This is a genomic window from Bacteroides mediterraneensis (assembly GCF_025993685.1).
GTDB lineage: Bacteria > Bacteroidota > Bacteroidia > Bacteroidales > Bacteroidaceae > Phocaeicola > Phocaeicola mediterraneensis_A.
The window spans coordinates 2,619,321-2,631,038 of sequence record NZ_DAJPEN010000001.1; the positions used below are offsets into that span (position 1 = coordinate 2,619,321).

The following is an 11,718-nucleotide window of genomic DNA, read 5'->3' on the forward strand; positions in this document are numbered from 1 at the left end:
GCCGGTTCGCTTCATTGCCTTATTTTTTGTATCTTTGCAAACTGTTAAGAGCAACAATAATACAATGAGCGCGAAAAAAGTTTTATTCATTACACAAGAAATTACTCCTTACGTACCCGAAAGTAACCTGGCATTGATTGGCCAGAATTTACCGCAAGCCATACAAGACAAAGGCCGCGAAATCAGAACATTCATGCCTAAATGGGGCATCGTGAACGAACGCAGGAACCAGTTGCATGAAGTAATCCGTCTGTCTGGAATGAATTTAATTATCGACGATACGGATCATCCGCTGATTATCAAGGTGGCTTCTATTCAGGCTGCGCGCAGACAAGTGTACTTTATTGATAATGACGATTATTTCCAGCACCGCCAGATGACGTGTGACGAAAATGGGAATGATTACGAAGACAATGGTGAACGCGCCATTTTCTATGCACGTGGGGTATTGGAAACTGTAAAGAAATTACGCTGGTGTCCGGATGTGATTCATTGTCACGGCTGGATGAGCGCAATGGTTCCTCTTTATATCAAGAAGGCGTATTATGACGAACCTTCTTTCCGCGACTCAAAGGTAATTTATTCTCTTTATCAGGAGGGATTCAAATCGAACCTTGCTCCGAACTTCGCCGACCAGGTGCTCTTCAAGGAGGTGACCCCGGAGGATGTCAGCATGATGAAATCTCCAGCAAGCTATGAAGACCTTTGCAAGCTGGCCGTAGCCTACTCCGACGGAGTGATTCAAAACGATGAGACTGTCAACCAGAATGTTATCGACTATGCACGAAGCCTGAACATTCCGGTGCTTGAATACGCTTCAGGCGATGCCTACGCAGATGCATGTGATGCATTCTACGACAAGGTGTTCGATGGGGCCGAATAAATATGAACAGATAAAAAAGTACAAAAATGAGACTTAAGTTCTTGGCCGCAATCGGACTTGCAGCCACACTCTACAGTTGTGATGATACCACTACCGGTATCGGTGATTTCGTGGCAGACGCGGATGAAATTACGGCATCGGCTCAAACTTTCGAAGCGACCACAAAGACACTGAAATATACGGATTTGAATCCGAATGGTGTATTCTCCCGTACCAGCAATGCGTATTTAGGGAAATTCACAGACCCGGACTTCGGAACCTATACCACTGACTTCATTACACAAATCAACTGTACGGAAGGTTTTGAATTTCCAGAAACCATGCAGGATATCGTATCCACTACGCTGGAACTGTCTTATTCCAGTTTCTTCGGCGATTCATTGGCACCGATGCGTGTAAGGGTGGATATGTTAAACCGAGAAATCGACGATGATGGAGAAGACTTAAGTTTATATTATACTTCTTATAATCCGGAAAACTTCTACAATAAAAATGAAGAAGCCTTGGCCGAACAGGATTACGCCGTGCGCGACAATTCATGGAGCGAAGAGGAAATTGATTCCATCAAAAAAGCCAATGGATACTATCCTCCTTTGGTCATTGATTTGGATAAAGCCAGAAAAGCGAAAGGGGAAGAAACTTTCAGCGCATTCCTGAAAAGGAAATACAATGAAGACAAAAAGAACTTTAAAGACTCATACTCCTTCATCCACAACGTATTGCCGGGATTTTATGTACACAACACAAGTGGAGAAGGTTCGATTTTGTATATCGGAGCCATCTGGCTGCGCATGAAAGTGAGTTACCTGATAGAAAGTTCATCGGGTAAGGTGGATTCCTTAGTTTACACTTCCATCCCGTTTGCCGCAACAAATGAGGTATATATGTCCACACGTTTAAGTAACTCTGGAGACAATTTGGAAAAACTGGCTGCGGAAACGCACAACACATATCTGAAAACGCCTGCCGGCCTTTGCACGGAAGTGAAGCTCCCGCTGAAAGAAATGTATGAAGCCCTTGGCAATGATACACTGAACTCTGTATCTATGTCATTTACTAAGTACAAAAATGTCAGCGAAAACTCGGCAAGCAGTCCTTACAAGATGGGAACACCACAGAATTTGCTGCTCATCCGAAAAAGTGAAGTAAAAGACTTCTTTGAACAGAAGCAAAATTATGACAGCAAGACGTCTTTCCTCGGCACTTACAACAGTACGACGAACTCTTATTCATTCTCACAGGTAAACCGTCTGATCAGTCAGATATTCAGCGACATGAGAACCAAAAAGGAACCTGCTGAAGGATGGGATGAATACAATACAATGGTATTGATTCCTGTAAAGAAAGAAACAGACTCACAGCAGAATACAATTGGACTTTCACACGATTTGGAAGTAAATTCAGCTAAACTGGTAGGTGGGGAAGACGGTGAGAAGATAAAAATGGAAGTCATCTACACTAAACCTAAATTCAATAAATAAACAGCTGTTAGGAAGCGGATATCATAAAAAAATCCTGGAATCGATTGATTCCAGGATTTTTTTATTCCGATAATTCATCGGATTTATGCTTTCTTTGAAGTGGTTTTCTTAGCCGTGGAAGAAGCAGCTTTCTTGGCCGGAGCCTTCTTTGCCGGAGCTTTTTCCACTTTCTGCTCCTTCTCTTTCAGCTGTGCCTGCAAATGTTTCACCTCATCATTCAACTGCACCAGCTCTTCCTCCTGGTTACGTATAGTAGTCAACAAAGAATTCAATTCCTCGTCTTCCATATCTACCGGATACAAGGCATTGACACGTCCGATAAAGTCGCCCAAGATATTCATGTAATTGGTGAACGCATCATACGGAGAATCATAAATTCCACGATCCAAAGCCACTCCCATCTGTTTAGTGGTCATGAAACGGAAATTATTGCTTGCCTGCAGGTAATCCCAGTCTTGTTTGATTCGGCGGTCTGAGCACAAGTGTACACGTTCTGCCACGCTGTAAAGCTTATCAAACGCTTCACGCTGCATCACGTTACCCAACCATGGACTGATATCACGCTCTTCGTCTACCCATGACATCGGATAAGGCACATCAATCATATCTACCGATTTCAGCTTGGTCACAATTTCTGAAGGAGTAGAGAACGTAATTCCTTTCTGACGGGCACATTCAGGCAGCGCTTTCAGGAATTCCAGAATATTGGAAGACAACGGCTGGAAAATACCCAATGCAGAGAGTTCCATAAAGATATTGATGACCTGTTCGTTTTCAGGCAAAGAAGCAATCCAACCAATGTATTTATCGGCAAACAGCGGATATTCACTCCATTCACTGTTAGAGAAACGCAAGCTGATATCGTCCGACAACTTAAAGTCACGAAGCAATAATTTCAGATTCGGATTTTCGGCACAATGATACAAGTAGTGAGGACTCTTCCAGCCCAATACATGTTTCGCACCTTCAGCCAACATTCCTTTGAAGCCCATATCGGCTACAATGCCTCCAATTTCGTTATCGTAAATCAAACTGGAATTGCGGAATACCTTAGGTTCCTGACCGAAATAATCTTTAATCTTCACACGCATACGTTCTACTTCTTCCCGGAAGCAGGTTTCATTCTTCAAAGAAGACAAGCCGTGTGAATAAGGCTCGCAAAGGAACTCGCAGCAACCTGTCGCATTCAGCTCATGCAACAGTTCTATGACTGCAGGCGCATGAATCTCCAGCTGCTCCAAAGCGACTCCTGAAATAGACAATGCGACCTTAAATGCTCCGTTTGACGATTTTGCCATCTCAATCAGGGTCTTCAAAGCGGGAATATAAGAGCGTTCAGCCACCTCATTCATACCCTGCTCATTGGCATAATCATCGTAATAATAATGTTCCGAACCGATTTCAAAGAAACGATAACGTTTCAAATGAATAATCTGGTGTATTTCAAAGTAAAGACAAATTGTTTTCATATCGTATTGCTGTTTTTATTTTCCATAATTTTTTAAGACTTGCTCATAAAGTCCACGAATCTTCACGCCGACCTTCTCCCATACAATACCATCCACCTCTTTCTTTCCTTCATCGCGGAGATATTCATACAATGAATCATTGGTACAAATGGAATGAATAGCATCTGCCATGGCATGTATATCCCAATAATCGGTCTTTATACACTTGGAAAGGATTTCCGCACAACCAGACTGTTTGGAAATAATCGTCGGTACGCAACACTGCATGGCTTCCAACGGAGAAATACCAAACGGCTCGGATACCGAAGGCATGATATATACATCGCTCAACTTCAAAACCTCATACACTTGTTTCCCTTTCATGAATCCTGGGAAATGGAACCGGTCGGCAATACCTCTTTCCGCCGCCAGGCGAATCATGGCGTTCATCATGTCACCGCTTCCGGCCATCACAAACCGAACGTTACGAGCACGCTTCAATACCATAGCCGCAGCTTCCACGAAATACTCCGGCCCTTTCTGCATGGTGATACGTCCGAGGAAGGTCACAATCTTTTCTTTCGGATTCTTCTTCACCTGAATATCCTGAATCTCCTTGGAAAGCGGAGACACAGCATTGTGTACGGTAAAGACCTTGCGAGGATCCTGATAATACTTATTAATTACAGTCTGACGGGTAAGCTCGCTCACACACATAATGCAGTCTGCATGGTCCATACCGTTCTTCTCGATGGAATAAACCGTCGGATTGACATTGCCTCTACTGCGGTCAAAGTCTGTGGCATGCACGTGGATAACCAACGGCTTGCCGGATACCTGTTTCGCATGGATACCTGCGGGATAAGTCAGCCAGTCGTGTGAATGAATAATATCAAACTGCTGCTGACGGGCCACTACCCCTGCTACGATGGAATAATTGTTGATTTCTTCATGCAGATTGTCCGGGTAGCGACCAGAGAACTCCAGACACCCCAAATCATTGGTATGCATATAATTGAAGTCCGCATAGATATGATCACGCAAATCATAATATAGCTGCGGATCCATATAGCTTCCCACTCTGTCTTTTACATAATCCCACTGTACGTCACGCCACACAATGGGCACACTGTTCATGCCTATGATACGCAAAAAACTCTGGTCTTCATCGCCCCAAGGCTTCGGAATACAGAAAGTGATTTCCATATCCTGCTGCTGGGCAAGCCCATGAGTCAGTCCATAACTGGCTGTACCTAATCCTCCTAAGATGTGAGGAGGAAATTCCCAACCAAACATCAAAACTTTCATATAAACTCCTCCTCTTATTGATTGTTATATTTCTCCAACAAATTCAATGTACGTAAAATCTCGGCTACATTCATCGCAAACGAAATGGCACCTCTTCCCTGGAAAGGCGGATTGCCATCAAACAGTTCCGGAATGGAACCTATGCAATGACAGGTCATCTGGTCCTCGTAACTGATCAGCTGACGCTCTGCAAAGGAAATCGCACTCCGCTTGTAGATACGCAAATAAGCCTCCAGGTAGAAACCTTCCAACCACGGCCATGCCGTACCCTGATGATATGCATAGTCTCGCTGAAGCTGAGGACCTACATAATTCGGATTGTAACCGCCACTCTTCGGACTTAAAGAACGGATTCCTTTCGGTGTCAGCAATTCTTTAGTCACAATGTCAATCACACCTTTCTTTTGTTTGGAATCAAGCGGAGAATAATCAAATGCAGCAGTGAAAATCATATTCGGGCGTACGCTCCAATCCATCATATCCCCATCTACATAATCCAGCAAATAGCCATACTCGTTCAGGAAGGTATGAATGAAAGAGGGAGCTGCCTTTTCCGAGAACTGACGTAAATAAGCAGCAAAGCCCTCGTCTCCAGCCAGCAAATCAGCTACGAAACAAAGGGCATTGTACCATAACGCATTAAATTCTACTATATATCCCGTTCGTGCTACCACCGGACGTCCATTGACCGTAGAGTTCATCCATGTCACTGCTTTATCTTTTCCATTGGTATAAACCAGGCCATTATCATGTACTGCCAGATTAGGATGTTTGTTACCGGCCAAATACTCCATCACGTCTTTCAACAGTTTTCCGTATTTCACCCTTGCTTCATCCCACGACACCATCTTGGCATACTGCTGTATGGTCCATACCATCCACAGAAACACATCCGGATGTTCGATTTCGGTTACTTTGAGATGGCTTTCTTTTCCTTCCATAAACGCATAAACAGCTTTTATGGCAGTTTCCATAATCATTTCAAACTTACCGACTTCTCCAATAGAAAGAGTCAATCCCGGCAAAGAAATAAACATGTCGCGTGCACGACATTTGAACCATGGATATCCAGCCAAAATATAAGATTCCCCATCCTGCTTGTTCAAGAACTGGTGGGCGGAATTAATCAGACAGTTCTTAAAATTATTGCGTGGAGTACGCTGCTCCACTTCGGCTGCAAAGAGCGCATTTAAGGATTGGGTTTCTATCGGAGAAACACCACCAGAAAAAGTGACCGATTCCCCTTTCTTGATACTCACCTCGAAATAGCCTGGAACATACAAATCCTCATTAAAGTCATATCCACGTTCACGTTCCTTAGGATATTCAATGCCTCTGTACCAGTCAGGATGGAAACAGAACTCATTCTCTTTGCTCAGCTGCATGTAGAGTTCGGGATATCCCGGATACATGCATGTCTTGATTCCATTTTCCACCATGTCATAATGACGGCTGGCCTGTGCATTCTCATGAGTGTACTGACGCACGCTGCGGAATGCCAGATAAGGACGAAGACGAAGAGTCGTTTCCGAATGTGCATCCACCAACGTGTAGCGAATTAAAATGCGGTTTTCATGATGCACGAAAACTTTCTCTTTCTTCAGCACGACTCCCCCGACCCGATAAACCGTAGTCGGCACTTTCTCACACTCAAACTCCCGGATGTACTTATGTCCTCTCGGACTAAAATTGTCACCTCCATACTTGTGAAGACCTAGATTGAATTCTGCGCCATGCTGAATGACGGTTTCATCCAAAGAAGAAAGCAACACATGGTTTTCATCATCCAACTCCGGCACAGGTATTACCAGCAAGCCATGATACTTGCGGGTATTACAATCCACGATAGTCGAACAATGATAAGCCCCCGAGCGATTTGTACGAAGAATTTCTCTAGTCAGAGTTTCTTCCAGATTTGTCATTATAGTCTTATCAAATCGTAAATAACTCATAGTTGTATATTAAGGTTATAAATTAATATTCGTTCTAAAAAGATGTTATTTTATTTCCCCTCAAAATTAATGATTAAAAACTAATAGCAAAACCAAAATCCTTTTTTTTTACCTTCCTACGTTGTTTTTTCTACAAAAAACGATATTTCTCCTCAAATGAAGTCCGTAAAATGTCATTACCTATCAGAATGTCCGGCTTCAAAAATAAGATATAAAAAAATCGCCTGACGGCCCTCCTCAATTTATTCAAAAAAGAGGTTCGTCAGACGATTTATTTAGAAACCTATACGAATCAGTTTTTACAATCAGTCAATCATATCAAAGCCGCAATAGGGAACCAACGCCTTTGGAATACGGATACCTTCCGGAGTCTGATTGTTTTCAAGCAAAGCAGCCACAATACGCGGCAAAGCCAATGCCGAACCATTCAACGTATGGCACAACTCTGCCTTCTTTTCAGCATTACGGTAACGACATTTCAAACGGTTGGCCTGATAGGTATCGAAATTAGAAACAGAGCTAACTTCCAACCAACGTTTCTGAGCTTCGGAATACACCTCAAAGTCGAAACAAAGGGCTGCAGTGAAACTCATGTCACCTCCACAAAGACGAAGAATACGGTAAGGAAGCTCCAGTTTCTTCAGCAAGCCTTCTACATGATCCAACATTTCTTGGTGAGACTGCTTGGAATGTTCCGGTTTATCGATGCGTACCAACTCAATTTTAGAGAATTCATGCAGACGGTTCAGCCCACGTACGTCTTTACCATAAGAACCAGCTTCACGACGGAAACACTGCGTATAGGCACAATTCTTAATCGGCAACTGCTTTTCATCCAAAATCACATCACGATAGATATTAGTCACCGGAACCTCAGCAGTAGGAATCAAGTACAAATCATCCATCTCACAGTGATACATCTGTGCTTCCTTGTCGGGCAACTGTCCTGTGCCATAACCAGAAGCGGCATTTACCACTGTAGGAGGCATAATTTCTTCATAGCCAGCAGCACGGGCCTCATCCAGAAAGAAATTGATCAGCGCACGCTGCAAACGAGCACCTTTTCCTTTATATACAGGAAAACCGGCTCCCGTAATCTTCACACCCAGGTCAAAATCAATCAAGTCATATTTCTTGGCCAGTTCCCAGTGAGGCAGTGCGTTCTTCGGAAGTTCAGTTTCCATTCCTCCCATTTTTTCTACCACATTATCTTCTGCGCCAAAACCTTCCGGCACACATTCGTACGGCACATTCGGAATTGTGTAAAGCAAATTCTGCATATCCTCGGCTGCCTTATCCATTTCTGCCTGCAAGCTCTTGCTGGCTTCCTTGATTTCTGCCACACGCGCCTTGGCTGCTTCTGCTTCTTCTTTCTTGCCCTCTTTCATCAAAGCCCCAATCGTCTTTGAGGTAGAATTCACTTCTGAAAGGTTTTTATCTAATTGATTCTGTGCACTCCGTCTTTTATCGTTCAGTTCAAACACTTTGGCAATTGTTTCCTTTGCATTGGCAAAATGCTTTTTTTCCAATCCACGAATCACCTTGTCGGTATCTTCTGTAATTTGTTTAATGGTAAGCATATCTTTTTACTTTTTAGTATAATCCTCACTGTTTCGTGCTGCAAAGATATAGTTTTTTATTGGAATACGTAAACAGATGTCACGTATAAAATCAGTTCCCTTTAGAAAACAGGAAGCGTGTAAACCAAACCTAACGAAATTCGCTGCTGGTTGTAACTCTCGGCTCCCCAACGAGTGGCTCTTTCCGTCAGGTGTACATTCTTATACAGAAGATGCAGATAACACAACAGTTCGCTGTTCTTCAGAGGATAATACTCGGCACAAAGCTGGGCATTCCAAACCCTACGGTAAGTCCCGGCTGAGATATTACCGGATGATTTAAATACATTTCCCTGCTCATAGACTCCCTTGACATAGAGATTCCAGTGAGAAGCTACCCGATAATCCAGATTGAAAATGGTCGTAAAGTAATCCACATCCGACAAAGTCTGCCCCACCCCATCCTGTACGGTCACTCCACTAATCAATCCTTTCGAATCAATTCCTTCACGAGAATACATGAAATCAACGTACCCCAAGAAAGGCTTTTTGTCCCACACATTACCACAGGTAAAATAAAAGACATTTTTATTTTTGGCCAGCTGCCCATACGACAACGAATAACGGAGTTGCATAGCATGATCCACGAAATATCCGTCCCAGTTGACAGTAGCCAGCAAAGGAATCTTGGTGGCCTCTACATCTTCCGGCAGTCCATACATGAACTGGTCGTTACTGTCTCCATTCCGGTTGTTTGTCAACTGAAAATTGAATTCATGGCTGTCGTTCATTTTATAAGCCACATTCACCCCCGCCTGATAACAAGGTATCGTATTATTAAAATCGGAATAATGCCGCACTTTAATGGCATTCACCCAGCATTCATAGCCACTGAACTGTACAGGCTGCTTTCCTGCGGTCAACTTCCATTTATCATTCAACTGCCAACCGACCATAGCCAGTTCCACCGACCCGGAAAGATTGTCCAAAGGAATGTTAGGCGTCGTGTACTGATTCAGGGACTGCCGGAAATGATATGTAAATTTCTCATGGAATCCCCCCAGCACCTCCAAACGGATACGATGCACCTTAAAAGCCGCTTCATCCAGTTTCCCATTCTGAAAAGATGCATCCACCGCCGAGCAGAACTGAATGTTCATATCTGCCCAATCCACCTTTCGCTGACCTCCGGTCAACCGTTCCAACAACGACTCTTCCCCAGAGGATATCATCGGCTCACTTTGTGCGGCTGCCATTGTCACTCCTCCCAGCCAAAGACATAAGATGATACCGCTCCGTTTCATATATTTTTTTACCATGTTCCCGAACCGCCACATAAAGATTACAGACTTTGGCGAATTCGAACCAGTTTCACAAGCAAGTCTTCCAGCAAATCCAACTTCAGCATGTTGGCTCCATCACTTTTTGCCTTCGAAGGATCCTCATGCGTCTCCATAAACAAGCCATCCACTCCGACAGCTACTCCTGCTTTTGCCATTGTTTCGATGAGCTGCGGCATCCCTCCGGTAACCCCAGAAGTCTGGTTAGGCTGTTGCAAAGAATGTGTCACATCCAGAATAACCGGATGTCCGAACAATTGCATTTCAGGAATACCTCTATAGTCCACAATCAAATCCTGATACCCAAACGTAGTTCCACGTTCTGTCAACATCACCTGGTTGTTTCCTGCCTCTACCACCTTATCTGCCGCAAACCGCATGGCAGCCGGTGAAAGAAACTGCCCCTTCTTGATATTGACTATCTTTCCCGTACGGGCAGCCGCTACCAGCAAATCGGTCTGTCGGCAAAGAAAAGCAGGAATCTGCAAAACATCCACATATTCGGCAGCCATTTCCGCCTCCGGTGCCGTATGGATATCTGTCACTACAGGCACGTCGAACGTATTCCGCACTTTTGCCAGAATCTTCAGAGCCTTTTCATCTCCAATGCCCGTAAAAGAATCCAGACGTGACCGGTTCGCTTTCCGGTAGGACCCTTTGAAAACATAAGGAATATGCAACTTATCCGTAATCTTCACAACCCGTTCCGCAATACGAAGAGCCATATCCTCTCCTTCTATCACACACGGTCCTGCCAGCAGGAAAAACATATCTTCTCGCTTTAAATCAGAAATATTCTTTATCATATATCAATTAGGTATTATCAAAGTTATAGCTTCTGGAGCAATCGTTATCTCAATAGGGAAATGGCGGTCCAGCCAAAGACGCCCGTCCAGACTGACTTCCGCATTCTGGGCCCGCAACACTTTTACACAACGCGTACGATAAGGCTTTACAATCTTATGATTCAGCAACCTGCCTTGTTGCAACATCCACAAACCGGAAATCAACTCACGAAGTTCCGGACGATATACGATTGAAACATCAAGCCACCCGTTATAAGGGACTGCACTGGGAGTAAGGCCATACCCGTAGGCACTTCCTACCGCCACCGCCATAATACGCCCCCGGATATGCTCATCGTTCACTTTCAGATGCATTCGGTATAATTTCCGCTCGAAGGCCACCAAGAACAAAGAAGCCAGATAAGAAATCAATGGAATTCCCCAGAATCTACGGGTTTCATTCGTAATCCGTACAATTCGGGCTCCCAATCCCATATAAACCGCATTCAAGAAATAACGGGTCTGGTGCTGCTCCCCATCAAAATAACAAAAGACTCCAATGTCGATTTTCCGCAAGCGACGGTTAATCAAGACATCTACTGCCATTTTATAATCGTCCGAACTCAATCCCCAATATTTGGCAAAATCATTTCCGATTCCATTCGGAATGATTCCCAATGCAATTTTCTGTTTGTCTTCCACCTCGGAATTCATAATTCCATTCAACGCATCATTCATGGCTCCGTCACCTCCTACCACCACAATGGTAAGATATCCGTTATTCGCCATCGTTTTTGCCAGACGTTCCACAGACCCAAATCCTTCCGACTGCACATAGTCATACTTCACCTTACACTCGTCCATGTAAGCACGAATATTCCGCCAGCGCTTCTGGGCTTTGCGACTTCCGGCCTTCGGGTTATATATCACCCCCCATCTGTCTGGTTCTACTGCCATATCCG

At 44.0% G+C, this 11,718-nt stretch carries 9 protein-coding genes; 2 read left to right on the forward strand and 7 right to left on the reverse strand.

The features are described 5' to 3' along the window. The first annotated feature begins 64 nt into the window (after positions 1–64). Complete coding sequence (locus OIM59_RS11230) at positions 65–883, forward strand: glycogen/starch synthase (protein ID WP_072543150.1); 819 nt, start codon at positions 65–67, stop codon at positions 881–883. A 26-nt stretch (positions 884–909) separates the two neighbouring features. Next, a complete protein-coding gene (locus tag OIM59_RS11235) occupies positions 910–2,364 on the forward strand; it encodes a DUF4270 domain-containing protein (protein ID WP_299173329.1) in 1,455 nt (484 codons plus the stop codon). An 83-nt stretch (positions 2,365–2,447) separates the two neighbouring features. Here OIM59_RS11235 and OIM59_RS11240 read toward each other — a convergent pair whose 3' ends face one another. From OIM59_RS11240 to OIM59_RS11270, 7 genes are all read right to left on the reverse strand, one after another. After that, positions 2,448–3,833: an alpha-amylase gene (locus tag OIM59_RS11240; RefSeq protein WP_299173327.1), complete on the reverse strand. Its 1,386-nt coding sequence runs from the start codon at positions 3,831–3,833 to the stop codon at positions 2,448–2,450. Between the two features lie 15 nt (positions 3,834–3,848). Then, entirely contained in the window at positions 3,849–5,120 is a 1,272-nt protein-coding gene (locus OIM59_RS11245; protein ID WP_148329680.1) for a glycosyltransferase family 4 protein, read from the reverse strand. Positions 5,121–5,134: 14 nt separating this feature from the next. Further along, positions 5,135–7,072, reverse strand: a complete 1,938-nt coding sequence (locus tag OIM59_RS11250) for a glycogen debranching enzyme N-terminal domain-containing protein (RefSeq protein ID WP_299173323.1) — start codon at positions 7,070–7,072, stop codon at positions 5,135–5,137. Between the two features lie 305 nt (positions 7,073–7,377). Next, entirely contained in the window at positions 7,378–8,652 is a 1,275-nt protein-coding gene (gene serS, locus OIM59_RS11255; protein ID WP_303896727.1) for a serine--tRNA ligase, read from the reverse strand. 101 nt (positions 8,653–8,753) lie between these two features. Beyond that, entirely contained in the window at positions 8,754–9,935 is a 1,182-nt protein-coding gene (locus OIM59_RS11260) for an OprO/OprP family phosphate-selective porin (protein ID WP_303896729.1), read from the reverse strand. A 38-nt stretch (positions 9,936–9,973) separates the two neighbouring features. Then, positions 9,974–10,777: a 3-deoxy-8-phosphooctulonate synthase gene (kdsA, locus tag OIM59_RS11265; protein WP_303896731.1), complete on the reverse strand. Its 804-nt coding sequence runs from the start codon at positions 10,775–10,777 to the stop codon at positions 9,974–9,976. Positions 10,778–10,780: 3 nt separating this feature from the next. After that, complete coding sequence (locus OIM59_RS11270) at positions 10,781–11,713, reverse strand: diacylglycerol kinase family protein (RefSeq protein WP_177865013.1); 933 nt, start codon at positions 11,711–11,713, stop codon at positions 10,781–10,783. Positions 11,714–11,718 lie beyond the last annotated feature (5 nt).

Excerpts from the sequence above, each read along its gene's own strand:
- OIM59_RS11230 (WP_072543150.1), top strand. The coding sequence starts at position 65 with ATGAGCGCGAAAAAAGTTTTATTCATTACACAAGAAATTACTCCTTAC.
- OIM59_RS11235 (WP_299173329.1), top strand. The coding sequence starts at position 910 with ATGAGACTTAAGTTCTTGGCCGCAATCGGACTTGCAGCCACACTCTAC.
- OIM59_RS11240 (WP_299173327.1), bottom strand. The coding sequence starts at position 3,833 with ATGAAAACAATTTGTCTTTACTTTGAAATACACCAGATTATTCATTTG.
- OIM59_RS11245 (WP_148329680.1), bottom strand. The coding sequence starts at position 5,120 with ATGAAAGTTTTGATGTTTGGTTGGGAATTTCCTCCTCACATCTTAGGA.
- OIM59_RS11250 (WP_299173323.1), bottom strand. The coding sequence starts at position 7,072 with ATGAGTTATTTACGATTTGATAAGACTATAATGACAAATCTGGAAGAA.
- serS (WP_303896727.1), bottom strand. The coding sequence starts at position 8,652 with ATGCTTACCATTAAACAAATTACAGAAGATACCGACAAGGTGATTCGT.
- OIM59_RS11260 (WP_303896729.1), bottom strand. The coding sequence starts at position 9,935 with ATGAAACGGAGCGGTATCATCTTATGTCTTTGGCTGGGAGGAGTGACA.
- kdsA (WP_303896731.1), bottom strand. The coding sequence starts at position 10,777 with ATGATAAAGAATATTTCTGATTTAAAGCGAGAAGATATGTTTTTCCTG.
- OIM59_RS11270 (WP_177865013.1), bottom strand. The coding sequence starts at position 11,713 with ATGGCAGTAGAACCAGACAGATGGGGGGTGATATATAACCCGAAGGCC.